Raw genomic sequence first — 19,624 nt, 5'->3', positions numbered from 1 at the left:
GATTTTTTTGAACTTTAGTGATTTAGGATTGGATCAAGACTTGCTTAATGCAACCCAACGAGTAGGCTTTGAAGAAGCAACTCCGATTCAAGAAAAAACAATTCCATTAGTTTTAGCAGGAATTGATGTAATTGGACAAGCACAAACAGGAACAGGGAAGACTGCTGCATTTGGTTTGCCATTACTTCAAAAAATGGATTATTCTAAAAGAGAAATTCAAGCGCTTGTAATTTCTCCAACCCGGGAATTAGCAATTCAAACGCAAGAAGAAATATATAAACTGGGAAAGGAAAAGAAAGCTAAGGTTCAAGCTGTTTATGGCGGAGCAAATATAGCTCGGCAAATTAAACAATTAAAAAATTATTCGCCCCATATTTTAGTGGGCACACCTGGAAGATTATTAGATCACTTACAACGAAAAACGCTGGATTTATCTCATGTCAAAATGTTGATTTTAGATGAAGCAGATGAAATGCTTGATATGGGCTTTTTAGATGATATTGAAAAGATTATTGCCCATACACCTAAAAAACGACAAACATTGCTTTTTTCAGCAACAATGCCTCAAGCCATTTTAAATATTGGAAAGCGATTTATGGTTTACCCGCAAACAGTTAAAATCAAAGCAAAGGAACTTACTACGGATTTAGTTGATCAATATTTTGTTAAAGTTCGTGATAATGAAAAATTTGATGTAATGACACGCATTTTAGATGTCCAAGATCCAGAATTAACAATTGTTTTTGGAAGAACTAAAAGACGAGTTGATGAATTAGCACATGGATTAGAAAGTAGAGGCTATAATGCTGCTGGAATCCATGGAGATTTATCACAGCAACAACGAAGTAATGTATTAAAAAAATTTAAAAGCGGACAGTTAGATATTTTAGTGGCAACTGATGTTGCGGCTCGAGGACTAGATATCTCAGGAGTTAGTCACGTATATAATTATGACATTCCACAAGATCCAGAAAGTTATGTTCACCGGATTGGTAGAACGGGAAGAGCAGGGAAACATGGAATTTCAGTAACGTTTGTAGTTCCTTATGAGATAGACTATTTACGGGTAATTGAAAAATTAACTAAGAAACGAATGCTTCCAATGAGACCACCAACTGAAGAAGAAGCTTTTGCAGGACAAATGTTAAGTGCGACTAAAGAAATCAGTAAGTTAGTTGAAGATACTGATATCGATAAATATGTTGCAAGTGCTAATAAATTGTTAGAAGAATTTAGTGCATTAGATATTGCTGCAGCCTTATTAAATGATGTTTCAAAGGAAGATTCAAGTACAATTCCAGTTAAAATAACTCCTGAACGTCCTTTGCCACGACGAAATCGGAATAAACACAGTAAGAAAAATAACCGCTATTCAACTAAAAACAAAAAATATCGTTCCCATAATTATAAAAACAAACATACTTCTAAAAGTAAAAAAGTAAGATTTAAAATTCGCCAAAAAACTAAAGGATGATTATGATGATATATGGGTTAGGAGTAGATATTACAGAAATTTCACGAATTCAAAAAATTCAACAAAAAAATCGATCTTTTGCTAAGAAAGTTTTGACTAAGGTTGAACTTAATTATTATCAAAAGCTAACTACTAAACGGCAAGCAGAGTTTTTAGCGGGGAGATTTTCAATTAAAGAAGCATATAGTAAAGCTTTAGGAACAGGAATTGGTAAAGTAGTTGCTTTTATGGACTTAGAGATTTTGAATGATAAAAATGGAAAACCTAAATTTACTAGCCATCCATATGATGATCGGTTTAATGTGCATGGATCGATTTCTCATACTGATCATCTTGTAATGACGGAAGTAATTTTAGAGGAGAAATAGAAGGGGTCAAAAAGATGATTGTTGGTAAACATCGCAATACCTATGCTACTGTTGATTTAGGTGCAATTAAACATAATATTGAAATTGAAAAAAATAATTTAAATAAGGATCAGTCTTTATTTGCAGTTGTTAAGGCAGATGCATACAGTCATGGATTAATTCCAGTTTCAGTTGCGGCACAAGAAGCGGGTGTAGATGGTTTTTGTGTGGCATTAATTGATGAGGGAGTAGCTTTACGGGAAGTCGGAATCGTTAAGCCAATTTTAATTTTAGGAGTGACTCCTGCCAACCAAGCATGCTATATGGCTAAGTATGATTTATCAACTGCAGTTGGCGACTTAAAATTTCTACAAGATGCACAAAAACTCCTAGCTAAAAATCAGATGAAACTTAAGGTACATCTTGCTTTGGATACTGGAATGGGAAGAATTGGTTTTACCAATAAAGCAGATTTAAAAAAGGCTTTGGCATTACTTGAAACATATCCAAATGAATTTGAGTTCGAAGGAATCTTTACTCACTTTGCTACTGCTGATTCTGCTGATCACAAATATTTTAATCAACAATTATCCAAGTTTAACGATTTGATGACAGTAGTTGAAAAAAGACCGCAATATGTGCATGTAGCTAATTCAGCAACTTCAATTTGGCATCGCAAATGTGGTGGTAACCTTGTACGCTTAGGAATTGGAATGTATGGCTTGAATCCTTCGGGCAAAGCAGTTAAACTTCCATCAGATGTTCAATTAAAACCGGCATTTAGTTTATCAAGTGAATTAGTAGCAGTAAAACAAGTGCATGCAGGCGATTCAATTAGTTATGGAACAACATATACTGCTAAAAATGATGAGTGGATTGGAACAGTTCCAATGGGGTATGCAGATGGATGGTTAAGAAGAATGCAAGGATCAACGGTTTTAATTGATGGACAAGAGTGTGAAATTGTTGGACGCATATGTATGGATCAATTTATGGTTCGTTTACCATATGAAATGGAAAAGGGTAAAAAAGTTACTTTGATCGGTGAAAATCATGGTAAAATAAAGACAGCACAAGATGCTGCTGATTATGCAAAAACAATCCATTATGAAATTGTGTGTTCGATTGCACAGCGGGTTCCGCGTTTCTATGTTGATAATAAAGGTTGATGGAGGTTGTTTAAAATGAATTCCAACGTTGCTGTGGAAAAGATTTTAAATTGTGAAAATTTACAAACATATTGCGATTATTATTCAATTTCAGTTGATCAAATTAAAAATGAACCAGAAATTGCAGTGTATATTTTAGAACATCAAAAATCTTTAGAACAAATGATTTCAGGATACAATGAAATGAGTTCACTTAACGCAGATATTAGTAATGAATTTCAACATTGTGAACAAGAATGTCAAAATTTAATTCGACGAATTAGTTAGAGAATTGAGGCAGATAAATGAGTGACAAAATTAAACGAGGTGACATTTTTTATGCGGATCTATCGCCAGTAGTAGGGTCAGAACAAGGGGGGTTACGACCAGTATTAATTATTCAAAATAATATTGGTAATCGTTTTAGTCCGACTGTAATTATTGCTGCAATTACATCTAAAATTTCCAAACCACGGATGCAAACCCATGTTGCGGTGAAGAAAAAAGATGGATTGGAGAAAGATTCAGTGGTCTTACTAGAACAGATTCGTACAATTGATAAAAAACGTCTCAAACGAAAAGTAACTCATTTAGATAACACAATTATGAAACAAGTGGACCACGCTTTAATGATCAGTGTTGGTTTAGCAAATATTAACTAGCAATTATTTATAATTATTTTTAAATACTAAATCAATTAAAAAGGCTTGCACTTTAGATAAGTGCAGGCCTTTTTAAGCATGTAAATTTTCAATTTCAGTTACTTCGAATTTATTGCGCTTTAAACTAGCAACAATTCGTTTTAAACGATGTTCATCTACATTTGAAGGTAATGTAAATAAAATTCTTTGAATATTATTGCTTTCATGTAAATCTAATGAAATGCAACTTGCAATTGAACTGTAGCGTGTGATGATTTTAGAAATTTTGGCTAAATCTCCCCGATCACCACTAGATAAAACAGTTAATACATAACTTCCATTATTAACATTCCATGATTGAGAAAGGGTATTAAGCAAACTACTGTGGGTTAAAATTCCATAAAAATTATTATTTTCATCTAAAACAGCAATGTAAGGTAAATCTTTAATTGTAAAGAAAATATTGAAAAAAGCAGAATCAATTGAAATAAATTTACTTGCATTTTTTAACAATTGGGTAACTGGCAATTGCATATCACCGCCACGAGATTTGTGCCGATAAATATGCATTTTGTAAATATTTCCACGAAAAAGTTTTCCAGTCTTATCTAAAATCGGAACGCACCGAAATCCAGATGATTCTAAAATATCAAGGGCTTCTTCTAAAGTAGCTGTTTCACTAATTGTGGTAAGTTCACTTTTCGGTTTAACAATTTCTTTTAAAATCATTACAAATCTCCTAGAAATTCCATTTCAAAGTTTCATCTACTATCATAACATATTAAGTTATTTCTAAGTAATATTTAATGTGGAATTCTTATGAAAAAGAATCAAAGGTAAAATATGGTATACTAGTTGCGAATAAAAAAGTAAAAGAGCTTGTCAAAATACAGGCTCGTTTTTTGCGTAGTTAAATTAAATTTAGAATGGAAGTAGTTATGATGAAAATAATTGTTGGATTAGGAAATATTGGCAAAAAGTACGATGAAACCAGACATAATACTGGCTTTATGGTAATAGATGAGTTAGCTGCTCAAAACAATATTGAAATTGATAAAGAAAAGTTTCATTCTTTAACTGGTCAAGGAATTGTTGATGGAGAAAAAGTTTTATTAGTAAAACCAAGTACATTTATGAATGAATCTGGGCGAGCAATCAAGCCATTAATGGATTTTTATAAAATATCTCCAGATGATTTATTGGTTATTCAAGATGATTTAGACATGGATGTAGGAAAAGTGCGTTTACGGCAAAAAGGTTCTGCTGGAGGACATAATGGAATCAAAAGTATCATTCAACATGTGGGAACTCAAAATTTTAAGCGAGTAAAAGTAGGAATTGGACGCCCTCAAATTATGACGGTAGTAGATTGGGTTTTAGGTAAATTTACTGCTACGGAAAAAAGCCAATTTGATGAAGGGTGTCAAAAAGCTGTGAATGCAATTGAATACTGGCTTAAAGAAGATAATTTCATGGAAGCAATGAATAAATTTAATTAGAAAGTGATGAGTTAATGGATTTATGTGATTTAGTTGATCAGTCGGTTGAATATCAAAAATTCCAATTAAATTTAAAACAACCTGGGCGGCATTTGTTAACTGGAATTTTAGGATCAAGTCAAACTTTAATTTTGAAAAATCTTTTACAAAAAGAAGATCATCCACTTTTAGTAGTAACAGATACATTAAGTGATGCACAAAAATTAATGAGTGATTTACAAAATGTGATTCCAGAAGAGCAGTTAAATTTATTTCCAGTTGAAGAATTAGTTGCAACCGAAATTGCAACGAGTTCTCCTGATTTTCAAAGTCAACGGGTTCAGGCTTTAGCAGCGTTAAGTACTCAAAAGCCCGGAATTGTTGTTACAAGTGCTTCGGGTATTCGCCGGCGATTAGCTTCAGTTGATGAATGGCAAAACTTAGTTTTAAAATTTAAAATTGGCGATGAAATTAGTTTAGAACAAATTGCAAGTAAACTAGTTGAGATGGGCTATATGCGGCAAAAACTAGTTGATCGCCCTGGAGATTTTGCAATTCGGGGATCAATTTTAGATATTTATGCGCTAAATCATGAACTTCCAATTCGAATTGATTTATTTGATACTGAAATTGACTCAATTCGCTTATTTGATATTGGAACACAACGAAGTATAAAAGAAATTGAAAAAGTTGAAGTTTTACCAGCAACTGATTTAGTAGTTTCTAAAAAAAGACTCCAACAAGGAGCACAAAAACTTGAAAAAATGAAAGCTTCAATTGTCAACAAGGTTTCTCAAGACAAGCAAGCAGCCTTTTGTAATGCAATTGATACAATTATTCAAAATTGGAAAGATGGTATTTTTACAAAGGAACAGCGGATTTTTACCCAGTTATTGTATCCGCAAAATCCAACATTATTGGACTATTTTGATGAAGATGGATTATTAGTTTTAGATGAATATACTAAAATTTTAGATAAGGCTGATCAAATTGCTCAAAGTGAACAACAATGGTTATCTGAAAAAGAAGACTTAAAACCACTACTAGATGAAATTAATTTGGGGAATCCTGTGCGCTCATTGATTCGGGATACTGCGCATCGTTCTTTGTTTACTGCTCTTTTTAAAAAAGGAATGGGACGATTAAAGTTTGTGTCAATTGATGAATTAAAAGTTCGAGCAGTACAGCAATTCTTTAGTCAAATGCCACTATTAAAAACTGAAGCAAGTCGCTGGAATAAGCAAAACGATACTGTTGTGGTATTAATTCAAGATGAAGAACGTCTCACAAAAATTTCACAAACTTTGGATGATTTTGAAATTCCTAATATTTTAACGCAGTTGAATGCCATTCAAACGGGAGTATTTCAAGTAGTTCAAGGTAGTTTACAAAGTGGATTTGAAATTCCTAGTTGTAAACTAGTAGTTTTAACGGAAACAGAATTATTTGCTAAAGCCACTAAAAAGCGACCTAAACGATTAACAATGGATAATGCAGAACGCCTTAAGAGTTATACCGATCTTAAGGAAGGAGATTATGTAGTTCATGTTAATCATGGTGTAGGACGTTACTTAGGGATTAAAACCATGGAAGTTGATGGAAAGCATCAAGATTATTTGACTTTAGAATATCAAAAAGAAGCCAAATTATACGTTCCAGTAAATCAACTGGATCGGGTGCAAAAATACGTTTCTTCTGATGCTAAAGTTCCTCGGCTAAATAAATTAGGAGGAACTGAGTGGCATAAAACTAAGGCAAGAGTCGCTAGTAAGATTGAAGATATTGCTGATGAATTAGTTGAATTATATGCTAAACGTGAGGCTGAAAAAGGATTTGCATTTCCAAAAGATGATAGTTATCAAAAAGAATTTGAGGATGCTTTTCCATATTCAGAAACGCCCGATCAATTAAGAAGTACTACAGAAATCAAAAAAGACATGGAAAGTCCTCACCCAATGGATCGCTTACTAATCGGGGATGTTGGTTATGGAAAAACAGAAGTAGCACTAAGAGCTGCTTTTAAAGCAATTGAAGCTGGTAAACAAGTTGCTTTTTTAGTGCCAACCACTGTATTAGCACAACAACATTATGAGACCATGGAACAACGTTTTGAAGGATTTCCAGTTGAAATTGGAATTTTATCACGGTTTAATACACCTAAAGAAACAAAACAAGTCTTAGAAAATTTAGCAAATGGTAAATGTGATATTGTAGTTGGGACTCATCGTTTGTTATCAAAAGATGTTCACTTTAAAGATTTAGGACTATTAATTATTGACGAAGAACAGCGCTTTGGAGTTAAACATAAAGAAAGATTAAAACAATTAAAGGCAACTGTTGATGTTTTGACACTAACAGCAACGCCTATTCCGCGAACTTTGAATATGTCAATGCTTGGAGTTCGTGACTTATCGGTAATTGAAACGGCTCCAGTTAATCGTTATCCAATTCAAACATATGTAATGGAACGTGATTACCAAGTTATTGCCAATGGAATTAGACGTGAAATTGAGCGTGGGGGTCAAGTTTTTTATTTGCATAACCGGGTAAAAGACATTGATGAAAGAACTGTTGAACTTCAGCACTTAGTTCCAGAAGCGCGAATTACATTTATTCATGGCCAAATGACAGAAACCCAAATGGAAAAAATCTTACTTGATTTTATTCATGGTGAATATGATGTTTTAGTAACTACAACAATTATTGAAACAGGAGTAGATATTCCTAATGCAAATACTTTATTTGTAGAAAATGCTGATAAAATGGGCTTAGCTCAGTTATATCAATTGCGGGGGAGAGTAGGTCGTTCTAGTCGAGTTGCGTATGCATATTTTATGTATCAACCTAATAAGGTTTTAAGTGAAGTCAGTGAAAAAAGGCTTGAAGCGATTAAAGATTTTACTGAACTAGGTTCTGGATTTAAAATTGCAATGCGCGATTTAGCAATTCGGGGTGCAGGTAATTTACTTGGAAAGCAACAACATGGGTTTATTGATTCAGTTGGTTATGATTTATATACTCAAATGTTAAATGAAGCTGTTGCACGTAAACGCGGAATTAAACAAGTTGAAAAAACAGATGCAGAATTAACTTTAGATGTTGAAGCATACATTCCTGATAGCTATATTACTGATGAACAACAAAAAATTGAACTTTATAAGCGAATACGTCAACTAAATTCATTTGAACAGTATCAAGAAGTTCAAGATGATTTAATTGATCGCTTTGGTGATTATCCGGATGAAGTGTCTAATTTATTAGAAATTAGTTTGCTTAAAATGTATGCAGACCTAGCATTAGTAGAAAAAATTTATCAAAAAGATGATTCAATTATGATTATTTTTTCACACAAAGGAACTCAAAAATTAACTGGTAAAGATTTTCTTGAAGCAGCTGCTCAAACTAAATTAAGCACTCAAATGAATGTTGAAAATTCGCAAATGAAGATTATAATAAGAAAAAAAGCCCAACAGTCAATGGCACAGATTTTATTGCAAATGCAAGATTTACTTAAAACAATTGCTTCAAAACTTGAAAAACAGGAGAACCATCATGAAAAATAATCAAATGAAAACTGTAATGCATGGCGCATTGATTTTATCTTTAGCATCTTTAGTTGCTAAAGTTTTAAGTGCCTGCTACCGTATTCCATTTGAAAATTTAGTTGGGAATACAGGCTTTTATGTTTACCAGCAAATTTATCCCATTTATGGAATTGGGATGACGTTTGCATTAACTGGATTTCCAGTTTTTATTTCAAAATTAATTGCAGAACAAGAAGAATTTGAAAATAAAATTCAAATTTCCAGACAAATTTTTGTAATTTTAACATTTTTTGGAGTTGGTTGCTTTGGATTTTTAAGAATCTTTGCATCTAACATTGCCTTTCTAATGGGTGATGTTGAATTGGCCGGATTAATTCGCAGCGTCGCATGGATGTTTTTATTTATGCCCATTTTAGCAGTGGGGCGTGGATATTACCAAGGAATTTTTAATATGACTCCCACTGCAATTTCACAAGTTACTGAACAGTTTATTCGGGTAGCAATGATTATTTTAGTTGCAATTATTGCGGTTCAGCGTCATTGGAATGTTTATCATATGGGAAGTTGGGCAATGTTAACATCTACTTTTGGAGCGATTGGAGCAAGTTGTAGTTTTATAGCATTTTATAGTCATCAATTTTGGGAATATCCCCATACAAGTAAGCAAAGCTATTTTTATTTAGCTAAAAGATTATTTTCAGATGGATTAATCATCTGTTTATTTGCGGCCATGATGGTGTTGCTTCAATTAGTCGACTCCTTTACTGTGAATAATAGTCTAGTTGCTTCTGGGGTAATGCCTGATATGGCAAAAGTAATTAAAGGGACTTATGATCGTGCTCAACCACTTGTTCAATTAGGCATGGTTATTGCTGTTAGCTTTTCGTCAAGTTTATTGCCAGCATTAACGGATGCATTGCAAAAAAGACAGTTTGCTAATTTCAGAAGAATTGCTAAAACGTTGATGCGACTTAGTGCTACCATTGCAGCAGCGGCTACAGTTGGAATGATTATTTTAATGCCATTTATTAATACAATGCTTTTTGGTACCCCTGAACTTTCAAATACAATCAGTGTATACGTTGTAAGTGTATTTTTGATTACGTTAATTAGTACTTATAACTCAATTTTACAAAGTTTAAATCAGTTTAAGATTACAGCGGTGGGATTAATTCTTGCAGTAATTGTAAAAGCATTGACTAATTCATTTTTAATTATGAAATTAGGAATTATTGGTGCAAGTATTTCAACCGTATTGAGTTTAATTGTGGCATTAGGCGTTGTTTTATGGGCACTTCCATCGAATGTAAAAGGACTTTTTTTTAGCAAAGATGGGTTTGTCAAAAAATTATTACTAGCACTTTTAGCAATGGGAATAGGTGTTAAGTTATCAAGTTTATTTTTATCCACAATTTTACCTGTTACTCGTAAAGCAACCATAATAATAACATTTAGTGGCATTATTGTTGGAGTAGCAGTATTTATGATTATGGTAATTGGACAAAAAATGTTTTCAACACGTGAATGGCTACTTATTCCTGGTGGAAAAAAAGTAGTTGCAATCGTTTCTAAAATTAATCACAGAAAGGTGGAAAAAGATTAATGAGACTAGATAAATTTTTAAAAGTTTCACGGATTATTAAACGTCGTTCAGTAGCAAAAGAAATTGCGGATCAAGGCAGGATTACAATTAACCAAAATCCCGCTAAATCATCATCTAAAGTGGCAGTGGGTGATCAACTTGTAATTGAATTTGGAAATAAAACTTTAACTGTAAAAGTTGACGAAATCAAAGATACCACTAAAAAAGATGATGCTCAAAATTTATATACAGTAGTTTCAGAGGAATACAAGGAAGATTATCGAATGTAGTACTTTTTTGAAGCGAGGTTTGTTATAATTTTTGATAGGAAATAGTCGGGGTTTAATTTAAGGAGCAGGACATGGCAAAAAAAGTGAAGCAAACAAAAAAAGTAAAAGTACTTAATCAGGACTATTACAACAAACGCGCAATTCAAGATGAAAATCAACGAGAGCACTTAGCATTAACACGGCGGCATCGCTTTAAAATGCTAATTTTGTGTGGAGTAATGTTAATAATTACTTTGACATTAGGATTTAATATTATTCAAAATAATATTCGTGCAAGCGTATTGAATAAAAAAACTGACCAAGCAAAAATTGAACTAAAAAAAGTAAAGCAAAAAAATAAAGATTTAAAATTAAAAGTAGAGCAGTTAAAAGACTCAGATTATGTGGCAAAGATTATTCGACAAAAATATTATTTCTCAAAAGATGGAGAAACAATTTACAGTTTGCCAAGTGATAAATCTAAAACGGTAACTGATAATTAAAAAAGAATAATTTAGGATTTATTTAATTGATTAAACAGTGGTATACTTAAAGAAACATAGATTTTCTGGGAGGATTTAATTTTTTTATGACAGTTGAAGTGGGAACGAAGGTTGCAGGTAAAGTTTCAGGAATTACAAACTTTGGAGCTTTTGTTGACTTAGGAGATAAACAAACAGGATTAGTTCACATTAGTGAAGTTTCAAACACATATGTTAAAGATATTCATGATGTTTTACAAGTAGGCGATGAAGTTCAAGTTAAAGTTTTAAAAATTGGTGATGATGGTAAAATTTCATTGTCAATTAAGCAAGCAATGCCTAAACCTAAAAATTCAGAACAAAATAATCAGCGAAACAATAATCACCAAGGAAAGCAGCAACGTTTCCACGGAAATAAACAAAATCATCCGAAAAAAGATTTTGATGCTTTGTTAGCTGGATTTTTAAAGGAAAGTGATGAACGCTTAACGTCATTAAAGCGTAATACTGACGGTAAACGTGGTGGTCGTGGTGGCCGTAGAAGTTAAAGTTTGATATTAAACATGCATGAATGAAGTGCGTGATTTTTAAAGAGGCTGCAATAAATTCACAGCCTCTTTGTTATTATCATTAATATTAGGTGAAAATATGAATTTTAATGCAGAATGGCAAAAATTAGGAGTTGGAGCACAAAAAGTTTGTGTAGCAGTTTCAACAGGAGTTGACTCTATGTGTTTGCTAGATATGCTTCAACATTTACCCTTAAAAATAAGACCTCAAATTACAGTTGCATATGTTGATCATCAATTACGTGCTCAAAGTCAAACGGAAACAAAGTTTATTAAGCAATATTGCCAAAAATATCATTTGCGATTAGAAATTGGAATTTGGAATAAGCAAGCACACCCTCAAAAAGGAATTGAGGAGGCTGCCCGTACCTTTAGATATCATTTCTTTGATGAGGTAATGCAAAAATTCAAGATTAAGTATCTTTTAACTGCTCACCATGCAGATGATCAGGCTGAAACGTTTTTGATGAAATTATTACGTGGGGGTGAATTAACTCAATTAGTGGGAATTGAACCACTTAGAAAATTTAGTGAACACACATACATTGCGCGTCCACTATTACCCTTTTCAAAAGAAGAGTTGAGAAGCTATGCGCAAAAGCGCCATCTCCAATTTTATGAAGATGAAACTAATGCTCAAAATGAAGTTTTACGTAATCGATTACGTAATCAGGTGATTCCACAATTAAAAAATGAAAATCCTCAATTTTTAAAACATGTAGCATATTATCAAAGCCAACTAAAAGATGCACTTGAAGTGCAAACTCAAGTTACTAGTGAAATTTTAAAAAAGTTAGCAACAGATGATGGTTATGATTTAAAAAAATGGCAGAAATTAAGTTTAACAATGCAGCAACTCACCCTCAAAGAAATTTTTAAACGCGAAAATTTGCCTATTAATACTCAAAAAATTGGTGAAATTAGTCGTTTTTTGCATAATTTTAAAAAACCACAAGGGATTTATCAAATAAATCACGAAAAACAATTGCGAAAAGAATATCAAACTTTTAAAATGGTAGATAAGATAAAAAGTAAAGTCATTGACCCAACCTTGTATTTTCTAAAAATGAACGGGTGGATTGAAGTTGATCACTATCAAATCGGGTTGTTTAAAAAAGATCAAGTTCAACCCTCATCTGGTGAGTTAATTCTTGAACTTGAAGATTTACCATCAAAATTAACCATTCGGCATCGACTTGCAGGTGATTTTATCGTTCAAAAAAATGGTCGGCAAAAACTGCGTCGATATTTTATCAATCATAAAATTCCGCAATCAATTCGCGATCAATCATGGTTAGTTGCTGCAAAACATCAAATTTTAGCAATCTTAAAGCCTTCAGGTTCATATTGTTTGGTACACTCAAATGAAAATGCGACAGTTCGTTACATGATAATCATAAAGCACAGAAAGAGGTAAAGAAATGAACAATGATATTTTGAACGTTCTTTATAGTCGAGAACAAATTCAAGATGTTACTAAAAAACTGGGAAAGGAAATTACTAAGGATTTAGATGGTAAAGATCCTTTAGTAGTATGTATTCTCAAAGGAGCAATTGTATTTTACTCAGATTTAGTACGGGAAATTGATACTTACTGTGAATTAGATTTTATGGATGTTTCAAGTTATGGAAACGAAACCGTTTCTTCTGGAAATGTCAAAATTATTAAAGACTTAGATCGTTCAGTTGAAGGGCGCAACGTTTTGATCGTTGAAGATATTATTGATACTGGACGAACTTTACAATGCATTGTTGATTTATTTAAACATCGAAATGCTAGTTCAGTTAAAATCTGTACTTTATTAGATAAACCAGATCGGCGAATTGAAGGCATAGTGCCTGATTATGTTGGATTTAAAGTTCCAAATGAATTTGTAGTTGGCTATGGCTTAGATTATAGGGGACACTATCGGAATTTACCTTTTGTTGGCGTATTAAAACCAGAAGTTTATACTGATAATGAAGAATAGTCAAATTTAGTCAAGTATGATATGATTATTTTGATAACTTTAAACAGTTATTTATAGGGTCTAAGGAGGAAATAAATGAATAATAACAACAAAAGAAATGGGCTATTTCGGAATAGTCTTTTCTATATTGTGATTTTCCTTGGAATTATGGGAGCTGTTTTTTACTTTAGTGGTGGAAATAGTAATTCCCAAACTCAACAAATTCAGTCCAGCACATTCATGGCTGAGTTGAAGAAAGACAATGTTAAAAAGTTCACTTTAGAACCTTCGGGCAGTGTCTATAAAGTTACTGGTGAATATCGTAAGCCAGTCAAGGTTAATACTAAAAAGAATAATTTGGCTGGAATGAGCGCAAACAGTACAAAAGCAACAAGCTTTACCACTGATATCGTTACTAATGAAGGTACAATTAACCAAGTAATGAAGTATGCGCAAAAAAATCATGTAACTAATGGCGCTAAAGAAGAGCAGTCAAGCAATATTTGGATGCAACTGTTATTAACATTGCTTCCAATTGTGATTATGATTTTCTTCTTCTACTTCATGATGGGAAATGCTGGTGGCCAAGGTGGCAGTGGTCGCATGATGAACTTTGGCAAGTCTAAAGCCAAGCCAATCAACAAAAACGAAAATAAAGTTCGTTTCTCAGACGTTGCAGGGGCTGAAGAGGAAAAGCAAGAATTAGTCGAAGTCGTTGAATTTTTACGCGATCCCAAGAAATTTCAAAAATTGGGTGCACGAATTCCATCAGGGGTTTTACTTGAAGGACCTCCCGGAACAGGTAAAACTTTATTAGCTAAAGCAGTTGCTGGTGAAGCAGGTGTTCCATTCTTCTCAATTTCAGGTTCTGATTTCGTTGAAATGTTTGTTGGTGTTGGTGCGAGTCGTGTACGTGATTTGTTTGAAAATGCGAAGAAAAATGCGCCATCAATCATTTTTATCGATGAAATTGATGCCGTTGGACGGCGCCGTGGAAACGGAATGGGCGGTGGCCATGATGAACGTGAACAAACTTTGAACCAATTGTTAGTTGAAATGGATGGTTTTGAAGGCGACGAAAACGTAATCGTAATGGCTGCGACGAACCGTTCTGATGTATTGGATCCTGCTTTACTTCGTCCAGGCCGTTTTGACCGTAAGATTTTAGTTGGTCGTCCTGATGTTAAGGGACGGGAAGCAATTTTGAAGGTTCATGCTAAAGGTAAACCATTGGCAAGTGATGTTGACTTGAAGATGGTTGCTAAGCAAACTCCTGGCTTTGTTGGTGCTGATTTAGCTAACTTGCTAAATGAAGCTGCTTTATTAGCTGCGCGTAGAAACAAAAATGAAATCGATGCCTCAGATATTGATGAAGCAGAAGATCGTGTCATTGCTGGACCAGCTAAACGTGATCGTGTCATTAGTGAACATGAAAGAAGAACGGTGGCATTCCACGAAGCAGGTCATACCATTGTTGGTTTAGTTTTAAATGATGCACGTGTAGTTCATAAAGTTACAATTGTTCCACGTGGTCGTGCCGGTGGATATGCAATTATGCTTCCACGAGAAGATCAAATGTTAAATTCAAAGAAAGATTTGAAGGAACAAATTGCAGGTTTAATGGGTGGTCGTGCTGCTGAAGAAATTATTTTTGGACAACAATCATCCGGAGCTGCAAATGACTTCCAACAAGCTACTCAACTTGCGCGTGCAATGGTAACTGAATATGGAATGAGTGAAAAACTTGGTCCAGTCCAATATGAAGGACAAGCAAATATGCAACCAGGTGAATTTAATGGTCAACATAGTTATTCTGGTCAAATCGCAAACTTAATTGATGAAGAAGTTATGCGGTTGTCAAATGAAGGAATGGCTACGGCTAAAAAGATTATTGAAGATCACCGGGAACAACATAAGATTATTGCCGAAGCATTGTTGAAGTATGAAACACTTGATGAAAAACAAATCTTAAGTTTATACAAGACAGGTAAAATGCCTGCTGAAAACGAAAACGAATTTCCAAGTGAAAAATCTGGTTCATTTGAAGAAGCTAAACAAGCTTTGGAACGTAAAGATGCTGAACGTCAAAAAATTGACGAAAAAGAAGTTGCGGAAGAAGAAAAAGCCGATAAACGTGATGATGAAGCTTTACCAACGCAAACATTCTATCCTCCAAAAAAGGATCAAGAAAAGCATCAAGATGACAATAACGATTAGTGAAGTTATTTGAATAATATATGGGAGGCTGTAACGTAGGTTGCAACCTCTTTTTAATTTCAAAAACAAGATAGTTGTACTTTATTGAATAAATAGTAAAATTTAAAAAGAGAAAAGAAGGGATTTTTTATGGGTGATTATTTAGTAAAGAGTTTAGCTTTTGATGGACAAATTCGTGCATATGCAGTTGATGCAACGGAAACTGTTTCAAAAGCACAAAAACTACATGATACTTGGAGTGCAGCTTCAGCAGCGCTTGGAAGAAGCTTAATTGGGACTTTATTATTGGCATCAGCTTCACTTCAAGGTGATGAAAAAATGACAGTAAAAATTAATGGAAATGGACCAGTTGGTGGAATTGTTGTTGATGGAAATGCCAATGGAACAGTAAAAGGATATGTACAACATCCCCACATTCATTTACCATTAAATGATAAGCATAAAATTGATGTAAAGGGAGCAGTTGGCACTGATGGTTTTTTGGCAGTTACAAAGGATTTAGGGCTAAAAGAACCTTTTACAGGTCAAGTACCGTTAATTTCAGGTGAGTTAGGTGAAGATTTCACTTACTATTTAGCAAAATCAGAGCAAATTCCTTCTTCAGTGGGCTTATCTGTATTTGTAAATAGTGATAATACTATTGAAACTGCAGGTGGCTTTTTAATTCAAGTAATGCCAGGAGCCACTGATGAAGTTTTAACTCAAATTGAAGAAAAACTTGCTAAAATTCCAATGGTTTTTGAAATGATGAAGGCAGGTAAAACACCTGAAGACATGCTTTATGAAATTTTAGGTAAAGAAAATGTTAAAATTCTGGATGAAATGCCGGTGCGTTATCAATGCGATTGTTCACGAGAACGTTTCTTAGATGTACTTGCAAGTTTACCAGTTGATCAACTAGAAGAAATGGCAAATGAAGATCATGGAGCAGAAGCAGTTTGTCATTTTTGTGGCAAAAAATATCACTTCAGTGAAACTGAATTAAAGCAAATGATTAAAAAAAAGAACTCAAATAAGAAAGAGGAATAATTTAATGGAATGGAAAATTGGTGATATCGTAATTCCCAATCAAGTTGTAGTAGCTCCAATGGCGGGAGTAACCAACGTTGCATTTCGAATGATTTGTAAAGAATTTGGTGCGGGATTAGTAGTTTGTGAAATGATTTCAGATAAAGGAATTCATTTTCGAAATAAAAAAACTTTAAGTATGCTTTTTGTTGATGAGGCTGAACATCCTGTAAGTGTGCAAATTTTTGGCGGTTCCAAAGATTCTCTAGTTGAAGCCGCTCAATTTGTAGCTGAAAATACTAATACTGATATTATTGACATTAATATGGGATGCCCAGTTCCTAAAGTTACTAAAACAGATGCAGGTGCTCATTGGTTACTAGATCCAGATAAAATTTATGAAATGGTGAGTGCGGTAACTTCAGCAGTTGATAAACCAGTAACTGTAAAAATGCGTACAGGCTGGGATGAAGACCATATTTTAGCTGTAGAAAATGCATTGGCTGCTCAAGAAGGTGGTGCTTCAATGTTAGCCATGCATGGGAGAACCCGAAAACAACTTTATTCAGGCCACGCTGATTGGGAACTTTTAAAAGAAGTCGCTGATCATGTAACTCAAATTCCTTTTGTAGGTAATGGGGATGTAACTAGTCCTCAACTTGCTAAGAAAATGTTGGATGAAGTTGGTGCAGATGCAGTAATGATTGGAAGAGCCGCATTAGGTAATCCGTGGATTGTCCGGCAAACAACTCACTATTTAGAAACGGGTGAGTTATTAGGAGAACCTACTCCTGATGATAAAATTCAAGTTGCTAAGGAACATTTACATCGATTAGTAGAAGCTAAAGGTGAAAAGATTGGACCACGTGAATTTCGTTCGCAAGCAGCTTACTACATTAAAGGAATTCCCCGTGCAGCAAGAACAAAAGCAGCTTTGAATGAGGCAGATACAGAAGCTGAAATGATTGAAATTTTCGATCAATTTTTAGCAGATACAAAGATGCGGCAAAATCGTCGCAGAAATTAGTTAAAGAAAAGCCGTTGTATGCTATAATTATTTGAAGAATAAATTTTAGAAAAGAGGATTTTAAATGGCAAACGAGCAGTCAATGAATGATCAATTACGAGTTCGCAGACAAAAAATGCAAGAACTTCGTGATGAAGGAATCGATCCATTCGGTCACCGATTCGAAAGAGATGCAATGAATGCAGACTTGCATGAAAAATACGGTGATATGACTAAAGAAGAATTGAATGATTCTGGAATTACAGCAACAATTGCCGGACGAATGGTTGCAAAACGTGGCAAAGGAAAAGTTGGCTTTGCTGATTTACAAGATCGTACTGGAAAAATGCAACTTTACATTCGTAAAGATGTGGTTGGCGAAGAACAATACCATATTTTTAAAAAGTCTGATTTAGGTGACTTTTTAGGGATTACTGGTGAAGTAATCAAAACTGATATGGGTGAATTAACAATTAAAGTTACTAAGTTAACTTTCTTATCAAAAGCTTTGCGTCCATTACCTGATAAATATCATGGCTTGAAGAATATTGAACAAATTTATCGGCAAAGATATTTAGACTTGATTACTAATCGGACAAGTTATGAACGCTTTGTAAACCGGACTAAAATTATTAAGGCTGTGCGCTCATACTTAGATAATGAAGGTTTCTTAGAAGTTGAAACACCAGTGTTAAGTAATATGGCTGGTGGAGCAGCCGCACGTCCATTTATAACTCACCATAATGCATTAGATATTGATTTGTACTTACGAATCGCTTTGGAATTACCATTGAAACGGTTAATGGTTGGTGGTATGGAAAAAGTTTATGAATTAGGACGTGTATTTAGAAATGAAGGAATTGATACACGGCATAATCCAGAATTTACAACACTTGAAACCTATGCAGCATACTGGGATTTTAAAGATGTAATGAACGAAACAGAAGGAATTTTTAAGGCCGCTGTAAAAGTTGTCTCTGATAATGGTATTATTACCTATCAAGGTCAAGAAGTTAACTTGGACAAACCATTTAAGCGAATCCACATGGTTGATTTAATCAAAGAAGTTACGGGTGTTGATTTCTGGAAAGAAATGAGTATTGAAGAAGCTCGGCAACTTGCAGATGAACATAATGTTCACTATGAACCATATTGGAAAGTAGGTCACATTATTAATGAATTCTTTGAAACATTTTGTGAAGATAAATTAGTTGACCCAACATTTGTTTATGGTCATCCAGTTGAAGTATCACCATTAGCTAAAAAGAATGCAGCAGATCCTCGCTTTACTGATCGTTTTGAATTATTTATTTTAGGTGGCGAATATGCAAATGCCTTTACTGAATTAAATGATCCAATTGATCAACGTGCTCGTTTTGAAGAACAAGTTGCAGAACGTGAAAACGGTAATGATGAAGCTGAAAGTATTGATGAAGATTATTTAGAAGCAATGGAATATGGTATGCCTCCAACAGGTGGTTTAGGAGTTGGAATTGACCGTTTAGTAATGTTATTAACAGATGCTCCTTCAATTCGTGATGTTTTGTTATTCCCAACAAGAAGACCTGAAAAATAAAGTAGAAATAGAAGTTGTGATGACAACTTCTATTTTTTTGTTCTTAAATAAAAAAAGACTTGACGATTTTTAGTGGAAGATGATAAACTAGAAAAGTCGTCAAAGGAAAGCAGTTTTAATAATTAAAAAAATAATTAATAAAAATTGTTGACAAACATTGATCACTTTGATATTATAATAAATGTTCCGCTGATGCGGATGTAAATAATTGATAGATCTTTGAAAACTGAATAACGTTTCGATAAACAAATGTGCAGGGCAATTCATGAAAATGAAATGCAAACATATTTGCGAAGTCAATTCGCTAGTAAATGAGTCACAAAACTTTTTAAA

18 protein-coding genes are annotated in these 19,624 nt (G+C 33.7%); 17 read left to right on the top strand and 1 reads right to left on the bottom strand.

What is annotated here, in order from left to right; genetic code table 11:
- Positions 1 to 7: 7 nt before the first annotated feature.
- From ACWCL1_RS00090 to ACWCL1_RS00070, 5 genes are read left to right on the top strand one after another with little or no spacing between them, the layout of a single operon-like run.
- On the top strand, positions 8 to 1,474 hold the full coding sequence (locus ACWCL1_RS00090) for a DEAD/DEAH box helicase (protein ID WP_454544891.1): 1,467 nt from the start codon (positions 8 to 10) through the stop codon (positions 1,472 to 1,474).
- Between the two features lie 5 nt (positions 1,475 to 1,479).
- Positions 1,480 to 1,842 (top strand): holo-ACP synthase, encoded by a 363-nt coding sequence (gene acpS / locus ACWCL1_RS00085; protein ID WP_454544890.1) that lies wholly within the window; start codon positions 1,480 to 1,482, stop codon positions 1,840 to 1,842.
- Between the two features lie 14 nt (positions 1,843 to 1,856).
- Complete coding sequence (alr, locus tag ACWCL1_RS00080) at positions 1,857 to 2,990, top strand: alanine racemase (protein WP_454544889.1); 1,134 nt, start codon at positions 1,857 to 1,859, stop codon at positions 2,988 to 2,990.
- A gap of 15 nt (positions 2,991 to 3,005) precedes the next feature.
- Entirely contained in the window at positions 3,006 to 3,257 is a 252-nt protein-coding gene (locus ACWCL1_RS00075; protein WP_454544888.1) for a hypothetical protein, read from the top strand.
- A gap of 17 nt (positions 3,258 to 3,274) precedes the next feature.
- The gene (locus ACWCL1_RS00070; RefSeq protein ID WP_454544887.1) at positions 3,275 to 3,631 is read left to right on the top strand and encodes a type II toxin-antitoxin system PemK/MazF family toxin; all 357 of its coding nucleotides are present in this window, start codon (positions 3,275 to 3,277) and stop codon (positions 3,629 to 3,631) included.
- 72 nt (positions 3,632 to 3,703) lie between these two features.
- On the opposite strand, the gene cbpA is transcribed toward ACWCL1_RS00070, so the two are convergent.
- Positions 3,704 to 4,339 carry a cyclic di-AMP binding protein CbpA gene (gene cbpA / locus ACWCL1_RS00065; RefSeq protein ID WP_454544886.1) on the bottom strand — a complete coding sequence of 212 codons (636 nt, stop codon included), beginning with the start codon at positions 4,337 to 4,339 and terminating at the stop codon, positions 3,704 to 3,706.
- A gap of 212 nt (positions 4,340 to 4,551) precedes the next feature.
- Here cbpA and pth point away from each other — a divergent pair, with 212 nt between their 5' ends.
- From pth to lysS, 12 genes are all read left to right on the top strand, one after another.
- Positions 4,552 to 5,109, top strand: coding sequence for an aminoacyl-tRNA hydrolase (pth, locus tag ACWCL1_RS00060; RefSeq protein ID WP_454544885.1), 558 nt, complete (start codon positions 4,552 to 4,554; stop codon positions 5,107 to 5,109).
- Between the two features lie 14 nt (positions 5,110 to 5,123).
- Positions 5,124 to 8,651 (top strand): transcription-repair coupling factor, encoded by a 3,528-nt coding sequence (mfd, locus tag ACWCL1_RS00055; protein WP_454544884.1) that lies wholly within the window; start codon positions 5,124 to 5,126, stop codon positions 8,649 to 8,651.
- Positions 8,641 to 10,236 (top strand): putative polysaccharide biosynthesis protein, encoded by a 1,596-nt coding sequence (locus ACWCL1_RS00050; RefSeq protein ID WP_454544883.1) that lies wholly within the window; start codon positions 8,641 to 8,643, stop codon positions 10,234 to 10,236. Before mfd ends, ACWCL1_RS00050 begins: the two co-directional genes overlap by 11 nt.
- Entirely contained in the window at positions 10,236 to 10,505 is a 270-nt protein-coding gene (locus ACWCL1_RS00045; protein ID WP_454544882.1) for an RNA-binding S4 domain-containing protein, read from the top strand. The genes ACWCL1_RS00050 and ACWCL1_RS00045 overlap by 1 nt, the downstream gene beginning before the upstream one ends.
- Positions 10,506 to 10,576: 71 nt before the next feature.
- Complete coding sequence (locus ACWCL1_RS00040) at positions 10,577 to 10,987, top strand: FtsB family cell division protein (RefSeq protein ID WP_454544881.1); 411 nt, start codon at positions 10,577 to 10,579, stop codon at positions 10,985 to 10,987.
- A gap of 86 nt (positions 10,988 to 11,073) precedes the next feature.
- Positions 11,074 to 11,514, top strand: a complete 441-nt coding sequence (locus ACWCL1_RS00035) for a S1 domain-containing RNA-binding protein (protein WP_454544880.1) — start codon at positions 11,074 to 11,076, stop codon at positions 11,512 to 11,514.
- 100 nt (positions 11,515 to 11,614) lie between these two features.
- The gene (gene tilS, locus ACWCL1_RS00030; protein WP_454544879.1) at positions 11,615 to 12,952 is read left to right on the top strand and encodes a tRNA lysidine(34) synthetase TilS; all 1,338 of its coding nucleotides are present in this window, start codon (positions 11,615 to 11,617) and stop codon (positions 12,950 to 12,952) included.
- A gap of 4 nt (positions 12,953 to 12,956) precedes the next feature.
- The gene (hpt, locus tag ACWCL1_RS00025) at positions 12,957 to 13,505 is read left to right on the top strand and encodes a hypoxanthine phosphoribosyltransferase (protein WP_454544878.1); all 549 of its coding nucleotides are present in this window, start codon (positions 12,957 to 12,959) and stop codon (positions 13,503 to 13,505) included.
- Positions 13,506 to 13,580: 75 nt separating this feature from the next.
- Positions 13,581 to 15,701 carry an ATP-dependent zinc metalloprotease FtsH gene (gene ftsH / locus ACWCL1_RS00020; protein ID WP_454544877.1) on the top strand — a complete coding sequence of 707 codons (2,121 nt, stop codon included), beginning with the start codon at positions 13,581 to 13,583 and terminating at the stop codon, positions 15,699 to 15,701.
- Positions 15,702 to 15,830: 129 nt separating this feature from the next.
- Positions 15,831 to 16,730 carry an Hsp33 family molecular chaperone HslO gene (gene hslO, locus ACWCL1_RS00015; RefSeq protein ID WP_454544876.1) on the top strand — a complete coding sequence of 300 codons (900 nt, stop codon included), beginning with the start codon at positions 15,831 to 15,833 and terminating at the stop codon, positions 16,728 to 16,730.
- Between the two features lie 4 nt (positions 16,731 to 16,734).
- Positions 16,735 to 17,736: a tRNA dihydrouridine synthase DusB gene (gene dusB, locus ACWCL1_RS00010; RefSeq protein ID WP_454544875.1), complete on the top strand. Its 1,002-nt coding sequence runs from the start codon at positions 16,735 to 16,737 to the stop codon at positions 17,734 to 17,736.
- 64 nt (positions 17,737 to 17,800) lie between these two features.
- Positions 17,801 to 19,291 (top strand): lysine--tRNA ligase, encoded by a 1,491-nt coding sequence (gene lysS / locus ACWCL1_RS00005; protein WP_454544874.1) that lies wholly within the window; start codon positions 17,801 to 17,803, stop codon positions 19,289 to 19,291.
- The last annotated feature ends 333 nt before the right edge of the window (positions 19,292 to 19,624 follow it).

This window comes from Ligilactobacillus sp. LYQ135, from assembly GCF_053711055.1.
This window is presented reverse-complemented; position numbering and strand designations above follow the sequence as displayed.

What these genes read in the sequence shown, in the direction of transcription:
- mfd (WP_454544884.1), top strand. Translation starts at nt 5,124, where the DNA reads ATGGATTTATGTGATTTAGTTGATCAGTCGGTTGAATATCAAAAATTC.
- tilS (WP_454544879.1), top strand. Translation starts at nt 11,615, where the DNA reads ATGAATTTTAATGCAGAATGGCAAAAATTAGGAGTTGGAGCACAAAAA.
- ACWCL1_RS00070 (WP_454544887.1), top strand. Translation starts at nt 3,275, where the DNA reads ATGAGTGACAAAATTAAACGAGGTGACATTTTTTATGCGGATCTATCG.
- acpS (WP_454544890.1), top strand. Translation starts at nt 1,480, where the DNA reads ATGATATATGGGTTAGGAGTAGATATTACAGAAATTTCACGAATTCAA.
- ACWCL1_RS00040 (WP_454544881.1), top strand. Translation starts at nt 10,577, where the DNA reads ATGGCAAAAAAAGTGAAGCAAACAAAAAAAGTAAAAGTACTTAATCAG.
- ACWCL1_RS00035 (WP_454544880.1), top strand. Translation starts at nt 11,074, where the DNA reads ATGACAGTTGAAGTGGGAACGAAGGTTGCAGGTAAAGTTTCAGGAATT.
- lysS (WP_454544874.1), top strand. Translation starts at nt 17,801, where the DNA reads ATGGCAAACGAGCAGTCAATGAATGATCAATTACGAGTTCGCAGACAA.
- hpt (WP_454544878.1), top strand. Translation starts at nt 12,957, where the DNA reads ATGAACAATGATATTTTGAACGTTCTTTATAGTCGAGAACAAATTCAA.
- cbpA (WP_454544886.1), bottom strand. Translation starts at nt 4,339, where the DNA reads ATGATTTTAAAAGAAATTGTTAAACCGAAAAGTGAACTTACCACAATT.
- alr (WP_454544889.1), top strand. Translation starts at nt 1,857, where the DNA reads ATGATTGTTGGTAAACATCGCAATACCTATGCTACTGTTGATTTAGGT.
- ftsH (WP_454544877.1), top strand. Translation starts at nt 13,581, where the DNA reads ATGAATAATAACAACAAAAGAAATGGGCTATTTCGGAATAGTCTTTTC.
- ACWCL1_RS00075 (WP_454544888.1), top strand. Translation starts at nt 3,006, where the DNA reads ATGAATTCCAACGTTGCTGTGGAAAAGATTTTAAATTGTGAAAATTTA.
- ACWCL1_RS00045 (WP_454544882.1), top strand. Translation starts at nt 10,236, where the DNA reads ATGAGACTAGATAAATTTTTAAAAGTTTCACGGATTATTAAACGTCGT.
- pth (WP_454544885.1), top strand. Translation starts at nt 4,552, where the DNA reads ATGAAAATAATTGTTGGATTAGGAAATATTGGCAAAAAGTACGATGAA.
- ACWCL1_RS00050 (WP_454544883.1), top strand. Translation starts at nt 8,641, where the DNA reads ATGAAAAATAATCAAATGAAAACTGTAATGCATGGCGCATTGATTTTA.
- hslO (WP_454544876.1), top strand. Translation starts at nt 15,831, where the DNA reads ATGGGTGATTATTTAGTAAAGAGTTTAGCTTTTGATGGACAAATTCGT.
- dusB (WP_454544875.1), top strand. Translation starts at nt 16,735, where the DNA reads ATGGAATGGAAAATTGGTGATATCGTAATTCCCAATCAAGTTGTAGTA.